The sequence below is a fragment of the Kineococcus sp. NBC_00420 genome (genome assembly GCF_036021035.1).
Lineage (GTDB): Bacteria > Actinomycetota > Actinomycetes > Actinomycetales > Kineococcaceae > Kineococcus.
In genome coordinates, this window is the sequence record NZ_CP107930.1 from 3,355,019 (window position 1) to 3,381,257 (window position 26,239).

Genomic DNA, 26,239 nt, shown 5'->3' on the forward strand with positions numbered 1-26,239 from the left:
GGGTAGCGCGGGGGATCGTCCGGCCCCCGTGCGCCGCAGCAGGGTCGAGGGGTACCGAACGACCCCCACCCGAGGAGCTCCCCGTGTCCGAACCGACGAACCTGCACCGCGGTCCCGCCGTCCCCCTGTTGTGGGCCGTGCTCACCGTCGCGGTCCTGCTGAACGTGCTGGCGTCCGCCGGCGTCCTGCCGCTCGCCGTGGGCATCGCCTGCGGTCTCGTGACGTTGGGCTGCGCCACCGCCCTCGTCGTGGCCCGGGTGCGTCGCCGGTGACCGTCGAGCGCACGGTCCCCTGGCGGGCGGTGGGTCTGTTCGCCGTCCTGGCCCTCGGCGGGGCCTGGCTGGCGAGCCTCCCGCTCCACCTCGGCGGTGGTCTGCAGAACCCGCACTTCTTCGTCATCGGGGCCGTCGTCATGACGACCCCCACCCTGGCCGCCCTCGTGACGGTGTTCGGCGTCCTGCGCCCCGCGAACCCGCTGCAGGTGCTGGGCCTCGTCGGTCCGCTGTCCTGGCGGCGCACCGCGCTGCGGGCGCTCGCCGCGGCCGGCGGCGGGATCGCGCTGGCCGCGGCGTCGATGCTCGTGGCCGCCGCGGCGGGGCTGGTCGACCTCCGGGTGAACCCTGACGCGTCGTCCTCGCTGCTGGCGATCCCCCTGACGACCGTGGTCATCGGCGTCACCGCGGTGGGGGAGGAGATCGGCTGGCGGGGTTTCCTGTTCCACGCCCTGCGTCCACTGGGGCCGGTGCGGTCGAACCTGCTGAACGGCGCGTTGTGGGGTCTGTGGCACGCCCCGTTGCTGCTGCTGGGCTACAACTACGGCACGACGAGCCCGGTGAGCATCCCCCTGATGGTGCTCAGCACGGTGCTGATCGGAACCCTGCTCGCGCGGGTCAGGGAGAGCACCGGGACGGTCTGGGCCGGCGCCCTGGCCCACGGGGCGATGAACGCGTCCACCTCGCTGCTGCTCGCGGCGTTCCTGCTCCCGGCCCAGCAGGGTGCCGAGGCGACCGTCCTGGCCTGGCCCGGGTGGGTCGTGCTCGTCCTGACCATCGCCGTGGTCCGCCGACGAGGCGGCACCCCGCTCGACGGTCGCGTCCACGTCGACGCCTCTGCCCGACGCGACACGCACCCGCAGGACGCACCCGCAGGGTGACGCGAGGATCCAGAGGACTCCCCGCTCCGAACAGAGGAGTGGTGCCCCGGCAGCTCGCTGCGGCACGGAAGGGAGAACGGCGTGCTGAAGCAACGCGAACGAGGACCGCAGGCTCCGGGACGACAGGGGCGACACGGTCGACGGTTGCTGGCGGTGCTGGCCGGTCTCCTGTCGGGCGCCACCACCCTGGGGGTCGGTGCGCTGCTCGCGACGCTCGTCACCCGTTCGGCCGACCCCGTCTACGGGGTGGGGCAGGAGTTCATCGCCCGGACGCCGGAGTGGCTGAAGGAGTGGGCGATCCGGCAGTTCGGGCAGTCCGACAAGGCGGTCCTGCTGGGCAGTCTCTACGCCACCCTAGTGATCCTCTTCGCCGTCATCGGCCTCGTCGCGCTGCGCTGGTTGCGGGTCGGCCTCGGCCTCGTCGTCCTCCTGGGTCTCGCGGCCGTCGGCGCCAGCGTGCACCGTCCGGACGCGACCTCGCTGAGCTGGATGCCGTCCGCCGTCGGGACGTTGGCCGGGGCCGCCGCCCTCGTGCTGCTGATCCGCGCCCTGACCGGCCGCGCCCCGTCCGCGCGGGGACCGCTGTCGCGCCGGTCGGTGCTGTTCGGTGCCGTCGCCGGCGCGGCGGCCGTCACCGCCGGTGGTGGCGTCCTGGTGAACCGCTCGAAGTCCGTGGCCGCCTCGCGCGCCGACATCGTGCTGCCCAAACCCGTCTCGGCGGCGCCCACGTTGCCTCCGGGGCTGGACTCGATCGACGGGATCACGCCGTACGTGACGAGCGCGAAGGACTTCTACCGCGTCGACACCGCCCTCTCGGTGCCGCAGGTCGACATCTCCTCGTGGACGCTGCGCATCCACGGCATGGTCGACCGCGAGGTCACGGTGACCTTCGACGACCTCCTGAAGGAGGACCTCGTCGAACGGTGGATGACCATGACCTGCGTGTCGAACGAGGTGGGCGGCAACCTCGTCGGCAACGCCCGCTGGCTCGGCGTACCCCTGACCACGCTGCTGGACCGGGCCGGGATCAAGGCCGACGCGGACATGCTGTACTCCACCTCCGTCGACGGTTTCACCATCTCGACCCCGGTGGCGGACGCCACCGACGGCCGCGACTCGATGATCGCCGTCGCCATGAACGGTGAGCCGCTGACCGACGTCCACGGGTTCCCGGCCCGCATGATCGTCCCCGGCCTCTACGGCTTCGTCTCGGCCTGCAAGTGGATCACCGACATCGAGGTCACCCGGTTCGACGCGAAGACCGCCTACTGGACGGACCGCGGCTGGGCGCAGAAGGCGCCCATCAAGACGGCCACCCGCATCGACGTCCCCGCCTCCTTCGCCATGATCGCCTCGGGTCAGACGGTGCCGATCGCCGGGGTCGCCTGGGCGCAGACGCGGGGGATCAGCAAGGTCGAGGTGTCCCTCGACAACGGGGACTGGGCCGAGGCCACGTTGGTCCCGTCGGTGAACGCGAACACCTGGGTCCAGTGGACCTACGCCTACGACAACGCCGAGAAGGGCAGTCACACGGTGCGGGTCCGCTCGACGGACGGCACGGGGCAGGTGCAGACCGAGGACGTCGTGCAGCCGATCCCGGACGGTTCGTCGGGACAGCCCAGCAAGTTCTTCACCGTCGTCTGACTCCGTCGCATCCTTTTCACTCGTAGCAACGATCTGGTAACGGATTGTCACTACCGGCGATCTGGGCGTGCGGTCGTCGGCAGACCGGTCGACCGTGGACGAGGCACCAATCCCCTGGCGGGTCGGCGCCGAAGAGAAGTTGTACGAACGATTCACCGCCGGTCCTGACGGTGAAACACCATTGAGGAGCTACGACCTGATGATGACCACGACTCGCAAGCGCACCTTCTCGGTCCTGGCTCTGGCCGGGGCGCTGGGTCTTGGCCTCTCGGCCTGTGGCGGTTCCGACGACACCGCCGGCTCGACCACCAGTTCCAGCACCAGCAGCAGCACCACTTCCTCGATGGCGTCCCCGAGCGAGTCGATGACCTCGAGCGCGGCGATGGCCGGTTCGACCGACCCGATCGGCCCCGGCTGCGCCGACTACGCCGCCCAGGTTCCCAGCGGTGCCGGTTCCGTCGGCGGCATGGCTGCCGCCAACGTGACGACCGCTGCGTCGAACAACCCGCTGCTGACCCAGCTCGTCGCCGCCGTCTCCGGCAAGCTGAACCCGGACGTGAACCTCGTCGACACCCTGAACAGCGGTGAGTTCACCGTGTTCGCCCCGGTCGACTCCGCGTTCGCGAAGCTGCCCGCCGACACCGTGGCGACCCTGAAGACGCCCGAGGGCGCCAAGACGCTGACCAGTGTCCTGACCTACCACGTGGTGGCCGGGAAGATGGACCCGCAGCAGCTGCTCGACGCCGGAACGGTCAAGACCGTGCAGGGTGGCGAGGTGAAGGTCGCCGGTACGCCGGACAAGCTGACCATCGACGGTTCCACGAACGTGATCTGCGGCAACGTGCAGACCTCGAACGCGACCGTGTACCTCGTCGACTCGGTGCTCATGCCCCCGATGTGATGACGAACTGAAGAGCGCCGGTGACCTCACGGTCACCGGCGCTCTTCTGCGTCCACATCCCGTCAGGATCGGTGCGCCAGGATCTGTGGCGGACTGCACCAAACCCCCGGGCCCGCGGCGACGAATGCAGGGTGGAAGCGAGAACCCACCGCGACGCGGTGGGACACGAACCACAGAGGAGAGTTCCACTGATGATGACCACGACTCGCAAGCGCACCTTCTCGGTCCTGGCTCTGGCCGGGGCGCTGGGTCTTGGCCTCTCGGCCTGTGGCGGTTCCGACGACACCGCCGGCTCGACCACCAGTTCCAGCACCAGCAGCAGCACCACTTCCTCGATGGCGTCCCCGAGCGAGTCGATGACCTCGAGCGCCGCGATGGCCGGTTCGACCGACCCGATCGGCCCCGGCTGCGCCGACTACGCCGCCCAGGTTCCCAGCGGTGCCGGTTCCGTCGGCGGCATGGCTGCCGCCAACGTGACGACCGCTGCGTCGAACAACCCGCTGCTGACCCAGCTCGTCGCCGCCGTCTCCGGCAAGCTGAACCCGGACGTGAACCTCGTCGACACCCTGAACAGCGGTGAGTTCACCGTGTTCGCCCCGGTCGACTCCGCGTTCGCGAAGCTGCCCGCCGACACCGTCGCGTCCCTGAAGACGCCCGAGGGCGCCAAGACGCTGACCAGTGTCCTGACCTACCACGTGGTGGCCGGGAAGATGGACCCGCAGCAGCTGCTCGACGCCGGAACGGTCAAGACCGTGCAGGGTGGCGAGGTGAAGGTCGCCGGTACGCCGGACAAGCTGACCATCGACGGTTCCACGAACGTGATCTGCGGCAACGTGCAGACCTCGAACGCGACCGTGTACCTCGTCGACTCGGTGCTCATGCCCCCGATGTGATGACGAACTGAAGAGCGCCGGTGACCTCACGGTCACCGGCGCTCTTCTGCGTTGAACGGCGATCAGACGCGGACGAGCATCTTCCCGGTGTTGGCGCCACGCATCATCGACAGGAACGCCTCGACGGAGTTCTCGATCCCGTCGACGACGGTCTCGTCGTAGGCGATCTTCCCCTCGGCGAACCAGCCGGCCATGCGGGTGCCGAACTCCCCGGCGAGGTCCTGGTGCTCACCCACGATGAACCCGCGCAGGGTCAGCTTGCGGGTGACGAGGTTCGAGAGGTTGTCCGGCCCGGCGGCGGGCCCGGTGGCGTTGTACCGCGAGATCGACCCGCACAACGCGGCCCGGCCGTGGTCGTTGAACGCGTCGAGCGCAGCCTCGAGGTGGTCGCCGCCGACGTTGTCGAAGAACACGTCGATGCCGTCGGGGGCGGCGTCGGCGAGGAGTTCGCGGATCGCGCCCTCCTTGTAGTTCACGGCCCGGTCGTAGCCGTACTTCTCCTGCAGCAGGGTGACCTTCTCGGCCGTGCCCGCCGAACCGATGACGGTCTTCGCGCCGAGCAGGCGGGCGATCTGGCCGACGGCCGTCCCGACGGCACCCGCGGCACCGGAGACGAAGACGGTGTCCCCCTCGCGCAGGCCGGCGACCGCGGTGAGGCCCGCGTACGCCGTCATGCCGATCATGCCGAAGACACCGAGGTGCAGGGAGTTCGGGGCGCCGGGGATCGGGTCGACCCTGCGGAAGCCCGACGCGTCGCCCTGGGCGACGTCGCGCCAGCCGAACCCGTGGACGACCAGCGAACCGACGGGGAGGTCGTCGCTGGTGGACTCCTCGACGTGGCCGATGGCGCCGCCGGTCATCGTCTCGCCGAGGGCGTACGGCGGGACGTAGCTGCGGACGTCGTTCATCCGGCCGCGCATGTAGGGGTCGACCGAGACGAACTCGTTGCGGACCCGCACCTGGCCGGGGCCGAGGTCGGGGAGTTCGACCGTGACCGTGCGGAAGTCGTCTGCGGTCGGCCACCCCTGGGGGCGGTTCACGAGCTGGACCTGGGTGCTGGACGTCACAGGAACTGACTCCTTCAGTCGGTGGTGAGGGATGCGATCAACAGCAGGCTGCCGATGAGCGCGGGGAGGATCTGGATCAGTGCGGGGCGGACCTTGGAGCGGTCGGAGGCGAGCAGGACGATCCCCGCTCCCACCATCGACAGCGTCCCCACGAGCACGAGGACGGCGCCGACGGTGTGCCGGCCGGTGGTGTGCACGACGATCCCCGCGACGATCTCAACGGCGAGGAACAGGTTGTAGAAACCCTGGTTGAACGCCATCGGAGCCGTCGTGCGGGCCGTCTGCTCGTCGAGACCGAAGACCGCCCGCGCCCGCGGTGTGGTCCAGAGCAGCGATTCCAGGACGAAGACGTACACGTGCACGAGAGCCGCGATGCCGGTCACGGTCAGGGCGGCGATCAGCACGAGGACTCCTCAAGTCTTTGGAACGGTCATTCCACTATAGACTGCTCCCGAGAGGGGGCGCCACGTGGGAAGAGTCCAGACGTTCGACACCGACGAGGTGGTGCGCGCGGTGCGCGCGTTGTTCTGGGACCGGGGGTTCGAGGACGTCTCGGTCCCGGAGATCGAGATCGCCACCGGACTGCGCCGTTCGAGCCTCTACCACGCGTTCGGCAGCAAGCGCGGACTGTTCGACGCCGCCGTGCAGAGCTACCTCGACGAGGTCATCCGGCCGCGGCTGCGACCGCTCGCCGGGCCCGACGTGCAGCCCGGTGCACTGCTCGACTACCTCCAGGGCCTGCGCGCGGTCTTCGCCGACGGACGCGTCCCGGCCCTGCAGAGCGGCTGCCTGCTGCTCAACGCCGCGACGGCCCCGATCGGACGTGAGCCCGAGATCGCCGACGTGGTGCTCGGCTACCGCCGGGAACTGCACGCGGCCATGGCCCGCGGGGTCGCCGCCCACGCGCCGTCGCTGTCGGCCGAGGACCAGGACCGGCTGGCGCGGGTCTGCGCCGCCCTCGTCGTCAGCGCCATGGTCCTCGCCCGGGTCGACACCGACGAGGCCGCGCGGACCGTCGGCGCCGCGGTCGAGCTGGTCGAGGACGCTCGTTCCCCTCGGGCCGGTCCCGCGTAGTCCGGTTCCACGTAGTCCGGCGGCGGGGTCCCCGGAACCCCCGCCGTCGCCCAGGGCATGCCCCCGTCGTCGAGCAACGCCACCACGTTCCCCTCCGCGTCGCGGCCGGCGCAGGTCGGGTACCCGCCGTCACCGATCCCGGTGCTGAACACGATCCCGTCCTCGACCCCGTCGCTCGAGCGGATCACGCACAACGGGCTCGGCCCGCCCTCGGGGAAGGCCGCGGCCGTGCAGCCGTCGGCGGCGAGCACCGATCCGGTGGGCAGGTGCAGAGTCGTCACGTGCCGCACCAGGACCGGTCCGGACAGGCCCGCCAGGTCGGGGGAGCAGGGCGGCAGCTCCACGTGGTCGAAGGCCTGCAGGTGCGTCGTCCCCGGCGCCGCCGGAAACTCCCGCAGGCGGCGAGCAGGAGCACCCGGAGCGGGACGGCACGACGCAGCGGTGGATCACCGCACGCTCCTGCGGGACGACCCCCGAAACCTTCCCCGGACGTCACCCGCCCGGCCCACCCGGCACCGTTCGTCCGTGCGGGGGAGGATGACCTCGTGGACGCCGAGGTGGACGTGGACGGGTCGAGAGCCGCCGGGATCGTCGCGGGAACGGCCTGCGGGGACGCGCTGGGCGCGGGGTACGAGTTCGGTCCGCCCCTCGCGGACGGGACGCCCGTGGCGATGGTGGGCGGCGGGGTGTTCGACTGGGCCCCCGGGGAGTGGACCGACGACACCTCGATGGCGGTGCCGGTCCTGCAGGCCGTCGCGGCCGGTCGCCCCCTCACCGACGACGCGACCCTCGACGGGATCGTGGCCGCCTGGGTCGGGTGGGCGCGTGACGCCCAGGACGTGGGGGCCCAGACCCGCGCCGTCCTGGCTCGGCTGCAGGCCCCGTTCACGGCTTCGGACTGCCGCGCCGCCGCCGCTGCGCTGCACGCGGAGACGGGGCGCACGGCCGGGAACGGGTCGCTGATGCGGACCGCGCCGGTCGTCCTCGCCTACCTCGACGGCGGCGGTTCCCCCGAGGAGCTGGCCGTGAGCGCCCGGGCCGTGAGCGACCTGACCCACGCCGACCCGGAGGCCGGTGACGCCTGCGTCCTGTGGTGCGCGGCGGTGCGGCACGCGGTCCTGGCGGGGGAGTTCGACCTCCGCGGTGGACTCGACCTCCTGCCGGGATCCCGCCGCGACCTGTGGGCGGGGCGCATCGACGTCGCCGAGGTCTCCCGACCCCGCGACTTCCCGCAGAACGGCTGGGTGGTCCAGGCGCTGCAGGCGGCGTGGTCGGCGATCGTGACGACCCCCGTCCCCTCGGCCGACCCCGCGTCGCACTTCCGCCTCGCCCTCGAGGACGCGGTGCGCGGCGGGAACGACACCGACACCGTGGCCGCGATCGCCGGCGGGCTGCTCGGGGCCCGCTGGGGTGCCGGGGCCGTTCCCCCGGCCTGGCGCGAACTCGTCCACGGGTGGCCCGGTTCCCGCCTCGCGGACCTGGAACGGATGGCTCAGCAGGCGACGGTGCGCCCGTTCCGCGCGGACTCCTGAGCCGCCGGCACGATCCGGGTCGTCCGCATCCCGACCCCGGTGTCCGGTTGCGGCTGGACGCCCGAACGCACGGCGTCGCGGTCCGCGCCGTGGGGGAGCTGCAGCGGGCGGCCACCGGCTGCGTTCCCGACGCGGTTGGTCACCGCCGTCACCGAGACGGGTTCCGCGCCCAGCCACGCGTCGAGCAGGTCGGCCCCGTGCACGACGTGGTCGACGAGCGCGCCGCCGCCGGCGAGTTCCGGACCGGTGGACCACGAACGTGACGTCGACAGCTTCCCGTCGTTCGTGCCCCGCACGGCGAACACCTGCCCGAGCACGATGCCGCCGGAGAGTTCCAGGTCGGCGAACCAGGCAGCTCCTCCCTCCGATTCCCCCGTCGTCTCGTGCGGTCGCCGACGTCGCACCGCGAGCTCGCCGGGAGTCCCTGCACGATCGCCGTCGGGGGTGAGTGGGCGGCCGAGTGGGGGGTGGTGGGCTAGGGTTGCGGGGTGGACATCGGTCCGACCGTGCTGGCGGTCGACGTGGGCGGAACCGGTCTGAAGGGTTCGGTCGTGGACCTCCACGGATCGACGGTCTCCTTGCGGCACAGCCCCACCGTCTCGCCGGGGCAGGCCCCCGAGGACAACCTGCGCGCGCTGCTCGGGGTGCTGGCCGAGGACGCCCGGGCCGCCGGGGCGGAACCCGTGGCCGTCGGGGTCGTGACCCCCGGGACGGTCGACGAGTCGAGCGGCACGATCGTCTACGCCTCGAACCTCGGCTGGAACTCCTACCCGCTGCGGGCGACGCTGGAGGAGTTCACCGGGTTGCCCGTCGCCGTCGGGCACGACGCGCGCACGGCGGGGCGGGCGGAGCACCTCGCCTCCGGCGCGAGCGGGAGTTTCGCGTTCGTGCCCATCGGGACCGGGATCGCCGCGGCGCTCGTCGTCGGCGGTCGCGTCGTCGAGGGCTCCTCGGGTTCGGCCGGGGAGTTCGGCCACGTCGTCGTCCACGCCGGCGGGGAACTTTGCCCGTGCGGTCAGCGCGGCTGCCTCGAGGCCTACGCGGCCGGGGCGGCCGTCGTCCGGCGCTACCTGGCCCGCGGTGGGCGGGACGCGGTGACCACCGCCGACGTCGTGGGGTTGCTGGGCCGCGACGCCGACGCGGACGCAGTGTGGCGCGACGCCGTCGAGGCCCTGGCGCTGGCCCTGCACGGGCTGACGATGCTCTTCGACCCCGCGGAGGTGGTGCTGGGTGGTGGGGTCTCCGGGGCCGGGCCGTTGCTGCTGGAGCCGCTGGCCGCAGCGCTGGCGGAACTCTTCGTCTGGCGCGCGCCGCCGCCGCTCGCGAGGGCCCGGTGGGGGACCGACGCCGGGAGGGTCGGTGCCGCACTGATCGGCTTCGAGCGGGCCGGTCTCCTGCCGCGCTTCCCCGTTCCCTGAGGTTCCCGCGCCCGGCTCGCGGCGGCAGGTTCCGCGGGTCTGGCAGGCTGCCCCTGTGCACCTGCTCGTGATCACCGACGGAGTTCCGCCCGAGCACCGTGGTGGCGTGGCGTCCTCGGTCCTGGTCGAGGTCGACGAACTCGCCCGCCGCGGCCACGAGGTCACGCTCCTCGTCCGCCGGCACGACCCGGCCCAGCCCCTCGTCGAGGACCGGGGGCACTACCGGCTGCTGCGCCACCCGGCTCCCGCGCGGGGGAGCCGCGGCTACTACGCGCACCCGCTGACGACGACGCTGCAGGTTCCGGGGTGGTTGCGTTCGCTCGACGCCCGCGAGGGTTTCGACGCGGTCTACGTCCACTCGACGTTCCATGCCGCGGCCGCCGTCCGTGCGGGACTCGGCGAGCGCACCGTGCTCCGCTTCCACGCGCCGTCCTCGCTCGAGGTGCGACTCGACGCGGCCGGCGGGAAGTACCCCTTCGCCCGGGTCGCGTCCGGAGCGGTCGCCGACCTCACCCGCCGGGCCGAACGCGTCGCGATCGAGGGTTCCGCCCGGACGCTGGCGACGAGCTGGTACGTGCGGCGGTTGCTGCAGCAGGTGCACCCGGGGGTCCGGGCCCGCGTCGACGTCGTCCCGCTCGCCGTCGATCTGCCCCGGTTCGCGCCGGGTTCCGCGGCCGCGGCCCGGGCTCGTTTCGGGTTGACGGGTTCACCGGTGCTGCTGACCGTGCGGCGCCTCGTCCGGCGGATGGGGCTGGAGAACCTGCTGGCCGCCGTGCCGGCGTTGCGGGCCGAACACCCCGGGGTGCAGCTCGTCGTCGGCGGAACCGGGTACCTCGCCGAGGAACTCCGTCGTCGGGCTCGCGAACTCGGGATCGCCGACCACGTGGTGTTCCCCGGTTTCGTGGCCGACGCGGACCTGCCCGAGCTGTACCGGGCCGCGGACCTCTTCGTGCTGCCCACCCTGGAGATGGAGGGTTTCGGCATCGTCACCGTCGAGGCCTTCGCCAGCGGGGTCCCCGTCGTGGCGACCCCCGTCGGGGCGAACCCGGAGGTCGCGGGTTCGCTGGACCCCCGCACGATCGCCGCCTCCACCGGACCCGCGGACCTCGCGGCGGCGGTGCTGCGGGGTCTGGAACTCCGGGCGGAACTCGCGCCGCGGGCGCGGGCGCACGTCGAACGGAACTACTCGCCCGCCGCCGTCGGGGAACTCGTGGAGGCGGCGCTCGAGAGCGTCACGCGCTCCGCAGGAACCGGGCCGGCCCGGGGAGGTCGCCGGAGGTGACCCGGTCGCTCCCTGGAGGCGGTGCTCGCCGCTGTCCGTGAACCGCGCCCGGCCCCAGCAGCCGAGCGGGTCGAGGACTCGCTGCGCCGGCGCGCCGCGGCCGTCGAGCCTCGTGAGGGGTCCACCCACGGCCTCGTCCACGGCGAGCTCGGCCCGGACCACGTCCTCGTCGACGCGGCCGGCCGGCCGGTGCTCATCGACCTCGGGTGCTCTCGACGACAGCGGGATGACCGTGCGCCGTCCGGGGTGGTCACCTGCGCGATCCGCCGCCACGCGGTAGACAGGTCGACGTGCCGATCCCGGGAGAGCCGTTGATCCGCCAGCAGCGGTTCGGGCTTCGCGTCGTCGTCGTCTCCGGATCCCTGATGGTGCTCTTGTCGATCGCCGGTCTGACCTTCCTGCGCTCTGACCTGACCACCCGCACCCAGGTCCTCGAGGTCGTCGAGGTGGTGTGCGGTGGCCCGCTGGCGGGGGTGAGTGGCCGGCGTCTGCGAGCCGCCCGCAAGCGGTGAAGCTCGGTGATCCTCCGCACGTCGACGTCCGGGGTCTGGACGCATCGGACCCTGGCGGGCGGCGCCACGTCGCTCCTCCGGTACTCGCTCGTCCGGTGGGTGAGGCAAGGTTGCCGTCATGACCGACGCAGGACTGCTCAAGGACGCCGAAACCGAACTCAAGAAGGCGAAGAACAGCTCGACGCACGCTGACCCCGAGAAGCTCTCGAGCCTGGCCGTCGAGGTCGAGTCCCTCGACCCCGAGCTCGCCGGCCGGCTCCGGGTCTCCGCCCAGCAGGTCCGGGCCCTCCGCGCGAAGCACGAACGCGAGCAGAGCCGGGTGCTCAAGCCGAAGTTCCGTGCCGGGGGGCTCGACCGCTTCTGACGCCGTCGTGCGAAGGGTCCGCCTCGCGTGGGAGGCGAAGCGGACCCTCTTCGCTGGTCGTGCTCTCGTCGCCGCGGCACCCGTTCCGGTCAGCTGCAGTCGTGCGGGGCGTCGGCCGCCAGGTCCTGCAGGGTCGTCAGGTTCGCGACGTCGGTCGCGCTGGAACCGGCCGTCGTGGCGTCCGGGACGGCGACCCCGGTGCGGACGAGTTCCGCGTTGACGTCGATCCCGTCGTCGGTGCGGTACCAGCCCGCGCCCGCGACGTCGACGCGCTGGCCCATCGGCAGGTACGACATCAGGTCGCGCACGTAGGCGTCGCGGCACCCCTCGGCGGGCAGGACCCCCGCCAGCGGGGTCGGGTTCGGGCCCTCGGCGCCGGCCACCACGGGCACCGGGCCGGCCGCCCAGGCGACGACGACCTCGGCCGCCGCGGTGCGGGTCGTCGCGGTCGGCGTCGGGGCGGCGAGCGACGTCGAAGCGGTCGCGGTGCCCGTCCCGCGGACCCCCTCCTGGAAGGCCCGCTGGACGACGACGGGGTTGGGGTCGGTGTCGGGGCGTTCGTGCTCCCAGACGCCCAGCGCGGTGAGGGGCAGCAGGACGGCGAGCGCGCCGACGACGAGCTTGCGCCGGGAGACGGGGGCGGAGGCGTCGGCCGCGCCGGGGGAGAGGAAGTCGTGCGGTTCGTTCTCGACCGTGTGCTCCGGCTGCCACGGGGTGTCCCAGCGGGCGAGCTCCCCGCGCTCCCCGAGGTCGACGCGCAGCGCGCTGCCCCGGGCGGAGTAGCGGACGTCGAGCGAGACGACGTGCCAGGGCGGGCCGGGCGCGCGGTGCACCGCGACGACGACGGCCCGGCCGCCGTGGTGGGCGGGGTTCGTCGTGCCCCGCACCTTCACGAAGTCTCCGGGGCGCAGCTCCTCGGACTCGGGTGCACGCACGTCCCCTCCATCGGCCGCGGGGTGGCCCTCATGAGCGCGGGCCCCGGGCGTGGACGTCCGCGACCACCTGCAGCCACCACTCCCGGCGCCGGACGACGGCCGTCCAGGTGAAGCGCAGGACGACGAAGCCCCGGCGGGTGAGTTCGGCGTCGCGGCGGCGGTCCTCCGCGAACTGCACGGGGTCGTCGTGGGTGCGGCGACCATCGAGTTCGACCACCAGCCAGTCGTCGATGAGGAAGTCGACCCGTCCTGCGGGGTCGAGCACCACCTGGGTCTGCAGGGAGTACCCGGCCTCCAGCAGGTCGTAGCGCCCGATCGACTCCAGCGGGGAGCCGGACTTCTCGTCCGCCATGGCCAGCAGCTTCCGGCGGTCGTCGTTGCGGTTCATCCCCTTCGCGGCGAGGTTCAGGTCCTCCCAGGAGACGCGGCCCGCGGCGAGGGCGGCGTCGAGGGGGACCAGGGCGGTGCGACGCGGCAGGCAGCGCAGGCAGTCGAGGACGGTGGTGAGGACATCGGTGCAGCCGTCGAGGTCGGTGACGTCGCGGCGGTGCACCAGGGCTGCGCGCCAGACGAGCTTCGTGCCCCGACCGGCGGTGACGTGCGGTCGGCTCGGCGGGTCGACGAGAGGTAGACCGAGTGCGGCGGCCGCGGAGTGGCAGGAGCGGACGCCACGGACGGCCACGGCGGCGAGGACGTCGACGGGTACGTCGGGGAGGGCGTAGAGCCCAGGAGCCGATCGTCGGACAGTTCCTGCAGCGCAGGCCTTCTGGAGGGCTCGATGCGTGGTGTGGTGGCGCAGGCGGTCCCACCGTGCGGCGCCGCCACACTGCTGCACCGCCGTCTCCGCCTCCACGCGGTCAGACTGGCCGAAACCGCGTGGGGTCGTGGAACGCCTGTGGACAACCGGCCCACGTCAACCAGCGCTGCACCCATCGCGCGACACGCCGTGGGAAGGGGTGTTCCGGACGGCGTGTCGAGTGGTGGGTGCAGCGCTGGTTCACACCTCAGTCGTTGCGGGCGTTGTAGACGGTCGCGCCGGTGGCGCTGACGTGGGCGGCGTAGTCGCGGTAGACGGCCAGCGCCTCCTCGCGGAGCACGTCGGAGACGACGGCGATGCCGCGGGCCTCGAACTGCTCGGCCCAGTCGTCGCGGACGGGGCCCTCGTCGAAACCGCTGATCTCCTCCAGCTCCGGACCGGAACCGGCGACGACGAGGGTGCGGACCCCGGACCAGAGGGTCGCTCCGTAGCACTGGGCGCAGGGACGCCAGTTCACGACGAGCTCGCGACGGGCACCGTCGGCGCCGAGGTCCCACGACCCGGTGCGGGCCTGGGCCAGGCCGAGGGCGGTGACCTCGGCGTGCCCGGAGGAGATCCCGGTGGAGAGGACGACGTTGACGCCCACGGAGACGATCTCCCCGGTGGTGGAGTCGGCCACCACGGCGGCGAAGGGGCCGCCGTTGCCCTCGCGGAAGTTGCGGGCGGCGAGGCGGTGGACGAGGGCCATCCGGTCCTCGCGGGTCGCCAGGGCGTCGGGGACGTCGGCGAGTTCGTCGTCGACCCAGGCGGGGAGGGCGATGGTGAAGGAGTGGCTGAGGGCCGAGGTGTCCATGGGGGGAGGATCCCAGTGCGGCTATCCGGGTGGTAGCCGGTCCCGCCGCTCCAGCGCCGCGGCGCGAGGGTCGATGAGGGGATCAGCGGTCACCGTCGGGGTGACCGGCCGCACCAGGGGAGACGCCTGCATGTCCACGATCGACGAAACCCCGGACACCGCCGTCCGCGGCGCGCAGACCGTCGCGCCCGTCCAGGCCTCCGCGTTGCTCTTCGCCGCGTCGATCCTCGGTGAGGCGAGCTACACCCCCGACCAGGAGCTCAAGGGCACGCTGAGCAGCCCCGCCCGCGTGCACGAGGAGGAGGTCGTCGAGGCCCCCGAGCCCGTCGTCGCGAAGCCCGTCGTCGCGGAGCCCGCCCCGGTCGTGGAGGCCCCCCGCAGCGCGGGCGTCGTCCCCCCGGTGCGCGTCGAGGCCCCCCCCGCGCCGATCGCGGCACCGGTCGCCGCGCCCGTCGTCGAGCCGGTCACGAAGGGCTTCTTCGCCCGCCTGATCGACAAGCTGCTCGGACGCTAGGCCAGCGCGGAGTCGGCGAGCGCGCTGCGCGGCCCCGCGTCCGCGGGGAGCAGCACGGTGCGGTCGGCGCTGCGGGTGGCGAACCGTCCGTGGAGGACGAGGCGGTCGCGGGTGGTGGGGCGCCCGGTGCGGTGCAGGCCGCGGGGGTCGAAGAAGACCACCGTGCCCGCGCCCCCGTGCAGCACGACGTGGGCGGCGCCGCCGAACTCCCGCAGCAGGTCGGGGTCCTCGAGGCGGTGCCCGCTGCGTTCGAGGTGACGGACCCGCCGGGCGCCGCGCCGGCGGTGCGAGGCCCGCACGTAGTGCAGCGGGCCGGTGCCCTCGTCCACGCCCGTCAGGTGCAGGGCGACCTCGAGCGAGGGGCCGGCGGCGGTCCGTGCCCAGTCGGTGGGCCGGACCGGTGCCGCGGCCAGGGTGAGCAGGCCGTTCATGTCCAGGACGCGCACGTCGCGGCGGCAGTAGGCGCCGGCGACCCCGGCGACCTGGGCGTGGCGCAGGAAGCGCGTGTAGGGGTCCTCGGGGTCCACGGGCGGGTGGGCGCCGAGGAGTTCGACGGCGTGCGGGTCGTGCAGCGGCCCGGCCCAGCCGGTGGGTTCGCCACCGGCGACGAGGCGGCGGCGGCGCACGATGTCGGCGGACTGGTCCGCGATGAGGTCGTCGGTGCGTGAGAGGACGTCCTCGAGCAGGGCGGCGCTGCCGAGGAGGGCCTCGACGCTGGTGCTGGCGACGCCGTCGCGCTCCAGGTCGGCCACGACCCGCCGCGCCTCCGGGGACAGGGTCCGCGGTTCTCCTCGCCTGCGCACGTGCCTCCCTCGTCGCTGCTCCTGCGGCACCGTAGTGCTGTCTCACCGTGGGGCGCTAGTGACACTCCGTGAGGGATGCCGTCCCGCCACCGCGCGGACGGCCGTTGCCCGGGGGAAGCTTCGGCCGTGGCGGAAGAAACCAAGGGGACCGTGCTGGTCGCCCTGCTCGCAAACGTCGGCGTCGGCATCGCGAAGGGCATCGGTGGGGCGGTCACCGGCTCCAGCGCGCTGCTCGCCGAGGCCGCCCACTCGATCGCGGACACGATGAACGAGGCGTTCCTGCTGCTCTCGCTCAGCCGGGCCGACCGGCCCGCCGACCGGACCCACCCCTTCGGCTACGGCAAGGAACGGTTCTTCTGGTCCCTCATCGCCGCCGTCGGGATCTTCCTGTCCGGAGCGGTGTTCTCGGTCTACGAGGGGATCTCCTCGCTCACCGGTGAAGCCGAACCGATGTCGACGCAGCACTTCATCGTGATCTACGTGATCCTCGGCATCTCGATCGTGCTCGAGGGGGGTTCGCTGCTGAAGGCGCTGCGGCAGGTCTCGCGCGAGGCCTCGACCGCGCAGCGGCGGGTCCTGACCTACGTCGTCCGCTCACCGGACCCGACGGTGAAGACCGTCGCCAGCGAGGACAGCATCGCCGTCCTCGGCGTGCTGGTGGCGCTCGCGGGGACGATCCTGCACCAGGTCACCGGCTCGAACGTCTACGACGCGATCAGTTCGATCGTCATCGGTGCGCTGCTCGGGGTCGTGGCGTTCCTGCTGGGACGCGACACCAAGGAACTCCTCATCGGTGAGGCCGCCGACCCGGCGGTGCGCGTCGCGGTGGTCCGGGTCCTCGGCGCCGAAGCGGGGATCGTGCGGATCCAGGAGGTCCTCACGATGCAGCTCGGGCCGAGCGGCGTCCTGGTCGCCGCCCGCGTCCAGTTCGGCGAGGAACTCACCTCGCGCGCCATCGAGGAGCTCTGCACCCGCGCCGAGGAGGAGATGCGCCGGCGGGTCCCCACGATCACCCAGGTGTTCCTCGACCCCAGCCGGGTGACGGCGTCCGCGGACGCCGCGGCCCGGGAACGTCTCGCCGTCACCGAACGCGAGGCGGCGGACCTCCTCGACCCCGACGCCGTCGTCCAGGCCCTGCCGCAGGCCCGCACCCGGACGGGTCGCACCCTGCGGAAGTGAGTTCCCGCCCACCGGCACCCCCGGACACCGGGGCCGCAGGTGGTGGGAGGCTGGGGCCTCGAACGTTCCAGGAGGTGGGGTCGTGGCGCGGGATCCGTCCGGGACGGTGATCACGCGTCCGTGGTGGCGTCGCCTCGTCGAGCGCCTGCCCGGACGCTGGCTGGTCGGCGCCCCGGCCGTCGTCGCCGGTCGCGCGGTGCTCGCCGTCACCGGGCTGCTCGTCCTGCTGACCGCCCCGCTGCTCGTGCCGACGGCCGCGGACTGGACGGTCGTGCTGGCCGTCGCGGCCGCCGACGCGGCCCTGCTGGTGGCCAGCCTCGCGGTGCCGTGGGGGCGGCTCGGCCGCTCCGGGCCCGTCCTCTTCCCCCTGGTGCAGATGCTGGGTCTGGCCGTGATCGGCGTGAGCACCGAACGCGTCGACGGCGCCTACGTCCCGCTCTTCGTCCTCGACTTCGTCTTCGCCGGCCTCTTCCTGCCGCCGCGGAGCGCCTACTGGCTGCTGCCCGCCGCGCTCCCGCTCTACCTGCTCACCTCGGAGCAGCTCAGCGCCCAGGTCGCCGTGCGGACGGTGGTCATGGCGTGCGTGTGGGTCCTCGTGGCCGAACTGCTCGCCTCGATGAGCCGCCGCCAGCGGGCGGCCTCGGACCGGCTGGAACGCGACGCGCGCACCGATCCCCTCACCACCATCGGCAACCGGCGCGACCTCGAGGACCGGATGGCGCTGCTCGTCCCCGGGGACAGCGTCGTCGTCTGCGACCTCGACCACTTCAAGCAGCTCAACGACACCCGGGGTCACACGTTCGGCGACCAGGTGCTGCGGGAGTTCGGCGCGATGCTGACCGCGGGGCTCCGGCGCGGTGACTACGCCGCCCGCTTCGGTGGCGAGGAGTTCGTCCTCCTGCTGCACGGCAGCGGGACCGACGTCGCGATCGACGTCGTCGAACGACTGCGCGGCTCCTGGCGGGAACTCGGCGGGGCCGCGACGTTCTCGGCCGGCTGCGCGACGCTGGACGCGGACACCGGCGCCCAGCAGGCCCTCGTCGCGGCCGACGCCGCCGTGTACGCGGCGAAGGCCGCCGGACGCGACTGCACCCGGAGCGCCGAAGCGGCGCAGGGCTGGGGGCCTAGGGTTGACGCGACCACCGCCGAGGCCCTGTTCGAGGAGTAGCCCCCATGCCCACCACCCCCGCCGTCTTCGTCGGACCGCAGGAGAACCCGCTGCTGGTCGAGGCCGTGGAGCGTGGCGGGGGCACGGTCGTCGCGCTGGCGGACGCCGAGGCCGTCGTCGTCAGCGGCGGGCACGGGGACCTGCCCGAACTGCCCGACTCCGTGACGTGGGTGCAGCTGCCCTCCGCCGGGATCGAGAGCTGGGTCGCCGCGGGCGTCATCGACCCCTCGCGCACCTGGACCTCCGCCGCCGGGGCGTACTCGCACTCCGTCGCCGAGGGGGCCGTCGCGCTGCTGCTCGCCGGGGTCCGCGGGATCGGGCGCGCGGCCCGGCTCTCGACGTGGGACCCGGAGACCCTGGACGGCGTCCAGTCCAGCCTGCGCGGCTCGACCATCGCGATCATCGGCGCCGGCGGCATCGGCACCGCGATGATCCCGGCCTTCGCCGGGCTCGGTGCGGAGGTCATCGCCGTGACCCGCCGCGGTCTCCCCGTGGACGGCGCAGCGCAGACGCTGCCCGCCGACCGCGTCGGCGAGGTCTTCGCCGCCGCCGACCACGTCGTGCTCGCCGCTCCGGCGACCTCCGAGACGAAGGCCCTCGTCGGGGCCGAGGAGCTCGCGGCGCTCGGCCCGCAGGGGTGGCTGGTGAACATCGCCCGTGGTTCCCTCGTCGACACCGACGCCCTCGTCGCGGCGCTCGCCGCCGGCACCATCGCCGGGGCCGCCCTCGACGTGACCGACCCGGAACCGCTGCCCGACGGCCACCCGCTGTGGACCGAACCCCGCTGCATCGTCACCCCGCACTCGACCAACCCGAGCGTGCTGCGGGTCGGCGCGCTGGCCGAACGGGTCACCGAGAACGTCCGTCGTTTCGCCGCCGGTGAGGAACTGCTGGGTCTGGTCGACCCCGAACGCGGGTACTGATCCTCCGACGTGCGGGGTGCCACCCCGCGCGTCACGGTGGTCCCGTGCAGACGTTCCTCCCCTACCCCGACTTCGCCCGGTCCGCGGCCGTCCTCGACGGTCCGCGGCTGGGCGAGCAGCGCGTGGAGACGCTGCAGGTCCTGCGCGCCCTCGAACTGCCCGACCACGGCTGGGTGAACCACCCGGCGGTGCGGATGTGGCGGGGGTGCACCCCGGCCCTGGTCGCCTACGGCCTCGCGGTCGTCGACGCGTGGACCGTCACCGGCCGCGCCGACACCACCGGAGCGCAGATCGCGGAGTTCGCCCCCGAGGTCGTGGGTCGCCCGCAGTCCGCGCTGGCCGACCTGATGCCGTCGTGGCTGGGCGACGAGGACCTGCACCGCAGCCACCGTTCCGCGTTGCTGCGCAAGGATCCCGGGTTCTACCGGCCCCTCTTCGGCGACGAACCCGAGATGCCCTGCGTGTGGCCGGACCCGCCCTCGCCGGCCCCGCCGGTCCGCCCCGCCGGGCGGCTGGTGTGGATCGTGCGCGGAGCGCCCGCGGTCGTGGGGGAGTTCCTCACCGACGGCGTCGTGGGCCTCGGCGTGGACTCCGGCATCGACGTCGACGTGCGCGGGGCGGCGTCGGGCGCCTCCCTGCGCGACCTGCTCCGCGAGATCTCCCCCGGGAGACGACCGGGCAAGGCGCTGCGGGTCCTCGACACCTTCGTCCACGAACTCGACCCCGGGACCGAGGTGGCCCTGCCCATCGAGGGCGACCAGGCGCTGCTGCTCGGCGAGGTCGTCGGCGAGTACGAGTTCGACGCCCGCAAGGGCGTCCTCGCGCGCCACCGCCGGAAGGTCCGCTGGGGTGGCCGGGCCGCCCGCCGCGACGTCGAACCCCCTGCCCTGCTGCAGGATCCCCGCCCCTTGTTCAGTGTTCCGCTCGCCGCCTGAGGAGAACCCCTTGTCCGACACCGCCCTGCTCGACGTCGACGGCACGCTCGTCGACACCAACTACCAGCACGCCCTCGCGTGGTTCCGCGCGTTCCGACGCTTCGACCTCACGTTGCCGGTCTGGCGGATCCACCGCGCCGTCGGGATGGGCGGGGACCAGCTCGTCCCCGCCGTGGCCGGCGAGGAGTTCGAGGACGCCCACGGGGACGCCGCGCGGGACGCCTGGACCGAGGAGTACGAGCCGATGTCCGGCGAGGTCCAGCCCTTCGACGGCGCTCGCGACCTCCTGGTGGAGCTGCGGCGGCGGGGCTGGAAGGTCGTCCTCGCCTCCTCCGGGCAGCAGGACCAGGTGGAGGGCTACCTCGACCTGATGGGGGCCCGGGACCTCGTCGACGGCTGGACCACCTCGCAGGACGCCGAGAGCACCAAACCCGCCCCCGACCTCTTCCACGCTGCGCTGCAGCGGGTCGGGGGTTCCTCGGGGGTCGTGCTCGGGGACTCGACGTGGGACTTCGAGGCGGCGGGGAACGCCGGGATGACCGCGGTCGCCGTCCGGACGGGGGGTTTCTCCTCCGAGGAACTGACGACTGCCGGTGCGGTCGCGGTGTTCGACTCGTTGCGGGACCTGCTGGAGGGCCTGGACGGGACGCCCTTGTCCCACCCCTCCTGATCAGCCCTGGTGGTCAGCGCAGGGTGCGGGTGCGCCGCGGGATCGTGACGGTCGCGGTCGGCGCCGAGGCCGTCACGCTCGCCTTCGCCGCGGCGACCGCCGCGCCGACGTCCAGCATCCCGGTGCCGTAGCCGGCGTCCCAGGACTCGGGGGTGGCGGTCGTCCGCAGGACGTCCTCGACCTGCGCGACGCTGGCCCGGGGCGCGACGGAGCGGACCAGGGCCGCGGCGGCGGAGACCTGCGGGGCCGAGAAGGACGTCCCGGAGGCGGAGGCGTACACGTACCGGCCGGAACTGAGGGGTTTCCCGACGGGGATCTTGTCGCCGGGGGCGCTGAGGTCGACGAGGGTGTTGTGCTGGGCCCAGGGGGCGGGGGCCCCGGTGCTGGTGGACGCCGAGACGGAGATGACGCCGGGGTAGGAGGCGGGGTACTCCAGCGGGTTCCCGGTGTCGCCGGAGTTCCCGGCGGAGGCGACCACGACGACACCCTTGCCGATCGCGTAGGCCACGGCCGCCGCGGTGGTGCTGTTGTAGTCCTCCCCGCCCAGCGACAGGTTGAGGACGTCGGCGCCCTGGTCGACGGCCGCGGTGATGCCCTCGACGACGGCGTCGCTCGCACAGCCCTGGGGTTCGCAGACCCGGATCGCGAGGATCTTCACGTCGGGCGCGACCCCCGCTGCGCCGTAGGCGTTCTGGTAGGCGCCGGCGATGACGGTCGAGACCTCGGTGCCGTGCTCGCCGATGTCGGTGCCGGCCGCGAAGTTCCCGCCGTCGATCACCCGGCCGGCGATGTCGGGCTGGGTCGCGTCGACACCGGAGTCGAGCACGGCGACGGTGAGCCCGGTGCCCCGGGTGGTGGGCCACGCGTCGTAGGCGTGGATCGAGCCCAGGTGGTAGGCGTAGGACAGGTACGGGTCGGTCGCCTTCAGGGTGCGGCCCGTCAGGGGCGTGGCGCCGGTGGGCGCCAGCGCGTAGGTGGTGCGCACCTGGGCCGCGGACACCGCGGGGTCGGCCTCCATCGTCGCCGCCAGTCGCTGGGCGGCGGCGCGGTCGGTGGCGGTCCGGGTCTCCAGCTGGGGTCGCCCGTCGACCCAGCGCAGCGCGTCGACCTGGACCCCGGGACCGTCGGCCGGCGTGATCTCCACGGCGTGCGCGGCGGAGCCCGGCACCAGGGTCAGCGCGAGCAGCGCGGAGGCGACGGTGGCGGTGCGGAGGAACTGGGGCAACGGGGACTCCCTGGGTCGGGGCGAGACTCCCCGTGCATCGACGGTCTCACACGGTCGCTTGAGACGGGTGGGTCCGCCTCGACCCGGATGGCCGTACGGCCCGGCCGGGCGTGTTCCGGCCACCGCTTCCTGGTCACCGTCGGGTTGCGGTGAGGGGGAAGTGCTTGCCGGAACGGCGGTGCGTCGACTAACTTCCGATACGCATCGACGAAGCGCATCGACGAGGACGTCGACGTTCGTCTCACGGGGTGGGAGGGTGGCGTGGCCCGAGTTCCGACGAGCAAGGACGTGGCGAAGGTCGCCGGCGTCTCCCAGAGCACCGTCTCCTACGTGATGAGCGGAAAGCGTCCGATCTCCGAGAAGACCCGGCGTCTGGTCGAGGACGCCATGGAGCAGTTGCTGTACCAACCGCACGCCGGTGCCCGCGCCCTGGCGAGCCAGCGCACGAACATCATCGCCATCGTCCACCCGGTCCTCTCCAACCTCGGGGTCGGCGGGATCATGGCGTTCATCGACGAGATCGCCGCCCAGGCCCGGCGACGCGACTACGACGTCCTGCTGGTCACGGCCGACGAGGGCAAGGAGAGCCTGCGTCGGGTCGCCGGGCGCGCCCTGGCCGACGCCATGGTCGTGATGGAGGTCAAGGCCGAGGACGAGCGGGCCGAGGTCGCGCGCGGGATCGCCCAGCCGAGCCTGTTCATCGGCTACCCGGACGAGGCCCTGGACGAGCACAGCACGTTGCACTGCATCGACTTCGACTTCGCCGGCGGTGCGGAACTCCTGGTCGGTGAACTCATCGGCGCTGGAGTGCACGAGATCGTCGTGCTCGGCTGGGGTCCGGAGGTCGTGGCCCGTGGGGTGAACTACGTCCCGCGGTTCCGCCGTCGGGCCGAGGCCACCGCTGCCGCGGCGGGAGTTCCGCTGCGCTGGGTCGAGGTCCCGCGCGACTCGGTCGCCATCCGCGCGGCGCTCGACGACCTGCTGGGCTCGGGGTCCGTCCCCGGGTTGCTGCTCGCGGACGGTGTCCCCGAAACCCTCGGTGCCCTGCTCGACCGCGGTCTGCGGCCGGGGCGGGACGTCGACGTCGTGGCGTTGTGCACCGACGCGGAGGCGGAGGCGCAGGCCGTGCCCGTGACCGCCGTCTCCCAACAACCCCGGGACGTCTCCCGGCACGCCGTCGAGTGGCTGTTCCAGTTGCTCGACGATCCCGCGGCACCCGGCGAGGTCCGCCTGGTCCCGGCCCACCTGACCCGACGACAGTCCGTGCGCCCCCCGAACTGACTTCCCCCGTGGATCGACCACCCGGCCGATCCACCCCCATCGTCGATACGCATCGACGAACTACTGCCCACGCTGTCGTGGGCACGAGGAGAGGAACGACATGGCTCGACGAGGATCCATGGGACGCACCCGCGCGATCGCTGCGCTGGCGGCCCTCCCGCTGCTGCTCGCGGCCTGCGGCGGCGGCGGTGGGAGTGCGACGAAGTCGGACTCCGGCACGCTGCGCGTCCTGGACTACTACAACTCCGACCCCAACAAGACGTTGTGGGGCACGGCGCTCACCGACTGCGGCACCAAGATCGGCATGAAGATCCAGCGGGAATCCGTCCCCGGCGAGACCCTCATCCAGAAGGTGCTGCAGCAGAGTTCCTCCAAGACGCTGCCGGACGTGCTCATGCTCGACAACCCCGACGTGCAGCAGATCGCCGCCTCGGGTGCGCTGGCCCCGCTGGACGACCTGGGGGTCGACTCCTCCGGGGTCGCCGACGGCGTCATCAAGGCCTCGACCTACCAGGGCAAGCTCTACGCCCTGCAGCCCGTCACGAACACCATCGCGCTCTTCTACAACAAGAAGATCCTCGAGGCCGCGGGCATCACGCCCCCCACCACCTGGGACGAGCTCAAGACCGACGCGAAGGCGCTGACCGCCGGCAGCCAGTACGGGTTCGCGATGTCCAACGTCAACACCTACGAGGGCACCTGGCAGTTCCTGCCCTTCATGTGGTCCAACGGCGGCGACGAGAAGGACATCAACACCCCCCAGACCGCGGCCGCCCTGCAGCTGGTCAAGGACCTCCTCGACCAGGGCTCGCTCTCGCAGTCCACCGTCACCTGGACCCAGGCCGACGTCGCCGACCAGTTCTCGGCCGGCAACGCCGCCATGATGATCAACGGCCCGTGGAACTTCGGGACGCTGGACAAGGTCTCGGGCCTCGACTACGGCATCGTGCCCATCCCGGCCCCCACCGCCGGCGGGACCGTCGTGTCGCCGTTCGGCGGCGAGGCCTGGGCGGCTCCGGAGACCGGGGACAAGGACAAGCAGAAGAAGGCCGGAGAACTCATCCAGTGCCTCAACAGCGACGAGAACGAGGTCACGATCTCGTCCGGCACCGGAACCGTCCCGACCAAGCCGAGCCTCTCGAGCCAGGCCGTCGCGAAGAACGCCAAGCTCGAGGCGTTCGCGTCGCAGGTCCCGGACCTGCGCGCCCGCACCGGTGAGCTCGGCCCGGACTGGCCGAAGGCCGCGACGAAGATCTACACCGCGGTGCAGAACGCGCTCGTCGGGGGCATGACCCCCGAGGCCGCGCTGGCGCAGGCCCAGAATGGCTGAGGTCTCGGCCCCAGGTCGTTCCGCCGGCGGGGCCACCGCCCCGTCGGCGGGTGCGGCCCCGAGGAAGGGCCCGTCGCAGAAGCTGACGACGCGTCTCGTCCAGATCGCGTTCATCGTCCCCGCGGTCGTCTACCTCGTCCTGTTCTTCGGCTTCCCCGTCGTCAAGAACGTCGTCATGGGTTTCCAGGCCTACACGACCAAGACGTTCTTCACCGGTGAGGCCCCCTGGGTCGGGCTGGAGAACTACCGCAACGTCATCGGCGACGCGATCTTCTCCCGCTCCGTCGTGAACACCCTGCTCTTCACCGCCGGGTCCATCGCCGGACAGTTCGTCCTCGGTCTCGCGATCGCGTTGTTCTTCCACAAGCGGTTCGCGCTGTCGGGGATCCTGCGCTCGCTGATCCTGCTGCCGTGGCTCATCCCGATGATCGCCGGCACCGCGGTGTGGCGCTGGATCCTCGACGCCGACAACGGCGCCCTCAACCGGATCCTCTCCGCCCTGCCCGGCGTGGACGCCTCACCGAACTGGCTGACCTCCACCTCCCTCGCCCTGATCGCGGTGATCGGGGTGAACATCTGGCTCGGCATCCCCTTCAACATGACCATCCTCTACGGCGGTCTGCAGGAGATCCCCGAGGAGCTCTACGAGGCCGGTGCCCTCGACGGCGCCACCGGGTGGCGGGCGTTCCGCCACATCACGTGGCCGTTGCTGCGCCCGGTCGTCACCGTCGTCCTCGTGCTGGGGGTCGTCTACACGCTGAAGGTCCTCGACGTCATCCTCGGGCTCACCAACGGCGGCCCGGCGAACTCCACCCAGACGATCTCCACGCTCTCCTACGACATGTCGTTCCGTCAGTTCGACTTCGGGGCGGGCGCGGCGCTGGGCAACATCCTCATCGTCATCTCCCTGATCTTCGCCGTGGTCTACCTGCGGCTCAACCGGAAGGCGGTGGACGAGTGAGCGCGGTCATCTCCACCCGGGCCGGTACGACGGAGGTCCGGGCCGAGGGCAAGGCCCCCCGTCGCCCGGTCTACACGGTCGTCGGCATCCTCATCCTGGCGTTCATGCTGTTCCCGCTGTACTGGATGGTGAACGTGTCGCTGCAGCCGGCCGGGAACGCCGTCGCGACCCCGTGGCTGCCGTTCGACTTCTCGCTGCGGGGCTACACCACGGCGATCTCCGAACAGGGCCACAACCTCGTCACCTCCCTGGTCATCAGCCTCGGCTCGGTCGTGTTCAGCCTCCTCATCGCGACTCCCGCGGCCTACGCCATGGCCCACTTCAAGTTCGGCCGCTGGGCGACGGTCATCCTCTTCGGGATCCTCGTCACCCAGATGGTGCCCGGCATCGTCGTCGCCAACGCGCTCTACAGCGCCTACACCGACCTCGGCCTGCTCAACACGACGGGCGGGCTGATCCTCGCCGACTCCGCCGCCGGGATCCCGTTCTCCATCATCCTCATGCGGGCGTTCATGGGGTCCATCCCGGCCTCGGTCATCGAGGCCGCCTACGTGGACGGCGCCGGTCCGGTCCGGGCGTTCTTCTCCATCGTGCTGCCCATGAGCCGCAACGCGCTCATCACGGCCGGGTTGTTCACGTTCCTCTTCGCCTGGGGCGACTTCCTCTTCGCCCTGACCCTCACCACGACCGCCGACGTGCGCCCGATCACCCTCGGCCTGTACACCTACGTCGGGAGCTTCGTGTCCGACTGGTCGCCGATCATGGCGACCGCGGTCCTGTCCTCCCTGCCCGCCATCGCCCTGCTCGTCCTGGCCCAGCGCTACGTCGCCGCCGGGGTCACGGGTGGGGCTGTCAAGTCCTAGGA

General features: G+C 72.5%; 29 protein-coding genes and 2 pseudogenes. 22 read left to right on the forward strand and 9 right to left on the reverse strand.

The window, feature by feature from the left end; all coding sequences use genetic code 11:
• Positions 1 to 83: 83 nt before the first annotated feature.
• The 5 genes from OG218_RS16490 to OG218_RS16510 all read left to right on the forward strand — a co-directional run bounded on the left by OG218_RS16490 (position 84) and on the right by OG218_RS16510 (position 4,591).
• Positions 84 to 272: a hypothetical protein gene (locus OG218_RS16490; protein ID WP_328294322.1), complete on the forward strand. Its 189-nt coding sequence runs from the start codon at positions 84 to 86 to the stop codon at positions 270 to 272.
• A complete protein-coding gene (locus OG218_RS16495; RefSeq protein WP_328294323.1) occupies positions 269 to 1,153 on the forward strand; it encodes a CPBP family intramembrane glutamic endopeptidase in 885 nt (294 codons plus the stop codon). The genes OG218_RS16490 and OG218_RS16495 overlap by 4 nt, the downstream gene beginning before the upstream one ends.
• 81 nt (positions 1,154 to 1,234) lie before the next feature.
• Positions 1,235 to 2,797, forward strand: a complete 1,563-nt coding sequence (locus tag OG218_RS16500) for a molybdopterin-dependent oxidoreductase (protein ID WP_328294324.1) — start codon at positions 1,235 to 1,237, stop codon at positions 2,795 to 2,797.
• Positions 2,798 to 2,999: 202 nt separating this feature from the next.
• A complete protein-coding gene (locus OG218_RS16505) occupies positions 3,000 to 3,698 on the forward strand; it encodes a fasciclin domain-containing protein (RefSeq protein ID WP_380162262.1) in 699 nt (232 codons plus the stop codon).
• Positions 3,699 to 3,892: 194 nt separating this feature from the next.
• Positions 3,893 to 4,591 (forward strand): fasciclin domain-containing protein, encoded by a 699-nt coding sequence (locus OG218_RS16510; RefSeq protein ID WP_380162260.1) that lies wholly within the window; start codon positions 3,893 to 3,895, stop codon positions 4,589 to 4,591.
• A gap of 62 nt (positions 4,592 to 4,653) precedes the next feature.
• Here OG218_RS16510 and OG218_RS16515 read toward each other — a convergent pair whose 3' ends face one another.
• Both OG218_RS16515 and OG218_RS16520 read right to left on the reverse strand, forming a co-directional pair.
• Positions 4,654 to 5,658, reverse strand: coding sequence for an NADP-dependent oxidoreductase (locus OG218_RS16515; protein ID WP_328294327.1), 1,005 nt, complete (start codon positions 5,656 to 5,658; stop codon positions 4,654 to 4,656).
• A 14-nt stretch (positions 5,659 to 5,672) separates the two neighbouring features.
• On the reverse strand, positions 5,673 to 6,062 hold the full coding sequence (locus tag OG218_RS16520; RefSeq protein ID WP_328294328.1) for a DUF1304 domain-containing protein: 390 nt from the start codon (positions 6,060 to 6,062) through the stop codon (positions 5,673 to 5,675).
• Positions 6,063 to 6,126: 64 nt separating this feature from the next.
• Here OG218_RS16520 and OG218_RS16525 point away from each other — a divergent pair, with 64 nt between their 5' ends.
• Positions 6,127 to 6,732 carry a TetR/AcrR family transcriptional regulator gene (locus tag OG218_RS16525; RefSeq protein ID WP_328294329.1) on the forward strand — a complete coding sequence of 202 codons (606 nt, stop codon included), beginning with the start codon at positions 6,127 to 6,129 and terminating at the stop codon, positions 6,730 to 6,732.
• Positions 6,733 to 6,818: 86 nt separating this feature from the next.
• On the opposite strand, the pseudogene OG218_RS26675 reads toward OG218_RS16525, so the two are convergent.
• A pseudogene (locus OG218_RS26675) lies at positions 6,819 to 7,076 on the reverse strand (hypothetical protein); the annotation flags it as partial.
• A gap of 201 nt (positions 7,077 to 7,277) precedes the next feature.
• Between OG218_RS26675 and OG218_RS16530 the strand changes: the two are divergent.
• Complete coding sequence (locus OG218_RS16530) at positions 7,278 to 8,264, forward strand: ADP-ribosylglycohydrolase family protein (protein WP_328294330.1); 987 nt, start codon at positions 7,278 to 7,280, stop codon at positions 8,262 to 8,264.
• Here the strand turns inward: OG218_RS16530 and OG218_RS16535 are convergent.
• Positions 8,225 to 8,668 (reverse strand): Gfo/Idh/MocA family protein, encoded by a 444-nt coding sequence (locus OG218_RS16535; RefSeq protein WP_328294331.1) that lies wholly within the window; start codon positions 8,666 to 8,668, stop codon positions 8,225 to 8,227. The genes OG218_RS16530 and OG218_RS16535 overlap by 40 nt on opposite strands.
• 84 nt (positions 8,669 to 8,752) lie before the next feature.
• Here OG218_RS16535 and OG218_RS16540 point away from each other — a divergent pair, with 84 nt between their 5' ends.
• The 5 genes and pseudogenes from OG218_RS16540 (at position 8,753) to OG218_RS16555 (ending at position 11,840) form a co-directional block, all read left to right on the forward strand.
• Positions 8,753 to 9,682 (forward strand): ROK family protein, encoded by a 930-nt coding sequence (locus OG218_RS16540; RefSeq protein ID WP_328294332.1) that lies wholly within the window; start codon positions 8,753 to 8,755, stop codon positions 9,680 to 9,682.
• A gap of 55 nt (positions 9,683 to 9,737) precedes the next feature.
• A complete protein-coding gene (locus OG218_RS16545) occupies positions 9,738 to 10,964 on the forward strand; it encodes a glycosyltransferase family 4 protein (protein WP_328294333.1) in 1,227 nt (408 codons plus the stop codon).
• Between the two features lie 27 nt (positions 10,965 to 10,991).
• Positions 10,992 to 11,168: pseudogene (locus OG218_RS26680) on the forward strand (aminoglycoside phosphotransferase family protein); the annotation flags it as partial.
• Positions 11,169 to 11,254: 86 nt separating this feature from the next.
• Positions 11,255 to 11,476, forward strand: a complete 222-nt coding sequence (locus OG218_RS16550) for a hypothetical protein (protein ID WP_328294334.1) — start codon at positions 11,255 to 11,257, stop codon at positions 11,474 to 11,476.
• Positions 11,477 to 11,594: 118 nt separating this feature from the next.
• Positions 11,595 to 11,840: a hypothetical protein gene (locus OG218_RS16555; RefSeq protein WP_328294335.1), complete on the forward strand. Its 246-nt coding sequence runs from the start codon at positions 11,595 to 11,597 to the stop codon at positions 11,838 to 11,840.
• A gap of 89 nt (positions 11,841 to 11,929) precedes the next feature.
• On the opposite strand, the gene OG218_RS16560 is transcribed toward OG218_RS16555, so the two are convergent.
• From OG218_RS16560 to OG218_RS16570, 3 genes are all read right to left on the reverse strand, one after another.
• Positions 11,930 to 12,775 carry a hypothetical protein gene (locus OG218_RS16560; RefSeq protein ID WP_328294336.1) on the reverse strand — a complete coding sequence of 282 codons (846 nt, stop codon included), beginning with the start codon at positions 12,773 to 12,775 and terminating at the stop codon, positions 11,930 to 11,932.
• A 28-nt stretch (positions 12,776 to 12,803) separates the two neighbouring features.
• Positions 12,804 to 13,628: a DUF559 domain-containing protein gene (locus OG218_RS16565; RefSeq protein ID WP_328294337.1), complete on the reverse strand. Its 825-nt coding sequence runs from the start codon at positions 13,626 to 13,628 to the stop codon at positions 12,804 to 12,806.
• A gap of 151 nt (positions 13,629 to 13,779) precedes the next feature.
• Positions 13,780 to 14,385, reverse strand: coding sequence for a nucleoside deaminase (locus OG218_RS16570; protein ID WP_328294338.1), 606 nt, complete (start codon positions 14,383 to 14,385; stop codon positions 13,780 to 13,782).
• 130 nt (positions 14,386 to 14,515) lie between these two features.
• On the opposite strand from OG218_RS16570, the gene OG218_RS16575 reads away from it, so the two are divergent.
• Positions 14,516 to 14,899, forward strand: coding sequence for a hypothetical protein (locus OG218_RS16575; RefSeq protein ID WP_328294339.1), 384 nt, complete (start codon positions 14,516 to 14,518; stop codon positions 14,897 to 14,899).
• Here the strand turns inward: OG218_RS16575 and OG218_RS16580 are convergent.
• The gene (locus OG218_RS16580) at positions 14,896 to 15,702 is read right to left on the reverse strand and encodes a hypothetical protein (RefSeq protein WP_328294340.1); all 807 of its coding nucleotides are present in this window, start codon (positions 15,700 to 15,702) and stop codon (positions 14,896 to 14,898) included. The genes OG218_RS16575 and OG218_RS16580 overlap by 4 nt on opposite strands.
• A 126-nt stretch (positions 15,703 to 15,828) precedes the next feature.
• Here OG218_RS16580 and OG218_RS16585 point away from each other — a divergent pair, with 126 nt between their 5' ends.
• The 5 genes from OG218_RS16585 (at position 15,829) to OG218_RS16605 (ending at position 20,577) form a co-directional block, all read left to right on the forward strand.
• Positions 15,829 to 16,881, forward strand: coding sequence for a cation diffusion facilitator family transporter (locus tag OG218_RS16585; RefSeq protein WP_328294341.1), 1,053 nt, complete (start codon positions 15,829 to 15,831; stop codon positions 16,879 to 16,881).
• A gap of 82 nt (positions 16,882 to 16,963) precedes the next feature.
• Positions 16,964 to 18,049 carry a GGDEF domain-containing protein gene (locus OG218_RS16590; protein ID WP_328294342.1) on the forward strand — a complete coding sequence of 362 codons (1,086 nt, stop codon included), beginning with the start codon at positions 16,964 to 16,966 and terminating at the stop codon, positions 18,047 to 18,049.
• Positions 18,050 to 18,054: 5 nt separating this feature from the next.
• Entirely contained in the window at positions 18,055 to 18,972 is a 918-nt protein-coding gene (locus tag OG218_RS16595; protein WP_328294343.1) for a D-isomer specific 2-hydroxyacid dehydrogenase family protein, read from the forward strand.
• Positions 18,973 to 19,016: 44 nt separating this feature from the next.
• On the forward strand, positions 19,017 to 19,907 hold the full coding sequence (locus OG218_RS16600; protein ID WP_328294344.1) for an MSMEG_6728 family protein: 891 nt from the start codon (positions 19,017 to 19,019) through the stop codon (positions 19,905 to 19,907).
• Between the two features lie 10 nt (positions 19,908 to 19,917).
• Positions 19,918 to 20,577, forward strand: coding sequence for an HAD family hydrolase (locus OG218_RS16605; protein ID WP_328294345.1), 660 nt, complete (start codon positions 19,918 to 19,920; stop codon positions 20,575 to 20,577).
• Positions 20,578 to 20,590: 13 nt separating this feature from the next.
• Here OG218_RS16605 and OG218_RS16610 read toward each other — a convergent pair whose 3' ends face one another.
• On the reverse strand, positions 20,591 to 21,802 hold the full coding sequence (locus OG218_RS16610) for a S8 family serine peptidase (RefSeq protein WP_328294346.1): 1,212 nt from the start codon (positions 21,800 to 21,802) through the stop codon (positions 20,591 to 20,593).
• A 261-nt stretch (positions 21,803 to 22,063) separates the two neighbouring features.
• On the opposite strand from OG218_RS16610, the gene OG218_RS16615 reads away from it, so the two are divergent.
• The 4 genes from OG218_RS16615 (at position 22,064) to OG218_RS16630 (ending at position 26,237) form a co-directional block, all read left to right on the forward strand.
• On the forward strand, positions 22,064 to 23,083 hold the full coding sequence (locus OG218_RS16615) for a LacI family DNA-binding transcriptional regulator (protein ID WP_328294347.1): 1,020 nt from the start codon (positions 22,064 to 22,066) through the stop codon (positions 23,081 to 23,083).
• 118 nt (positions 23,084 to 23,201) lie between these two features.
• Positions 23,202 to 24,413 (forward strand): sugar ABC transporter substrate-binding protein, encoded by a 1,212-nt coding sequence (locus OG218_RS16620; protein WP_328294348.1) that lies wholly within the window; start codon positions 23,202 to 23,204, stop codon positions 24,411 to 24,413.
• Complete coding sequence (locus tag OG218_RS16625; RefSeq protein WP_328294349.1) at positions 24,406 to 25,374, forward strand: carbohydrate ABC transporter permease; 969 nt, start codon at positions 24,406 to 24,408, stop codon at positions 25,372 to 25,374. The genes OG218_RS16620 and OG218_RS16625 overlap by 8 nt, the downstream gene beginning before the upstream one ends.
• Entirely contained in the window at positions 25,371 to 26,237 is an 867-nt protein-coding gene (locus tag OG218_RS16630; RefSeq protein WP_328294350.1) for a carbohydrate ABC transporter permease, read from the forward strand. The genes OG218_RS16625 and OG218_RS16630 overlap by 4 nt, the downstream gene beginning before the upstream one ends.
• The last annotated feature ends 2 nt before the right edge of the window (positions 26,238 to 26,239 follow it).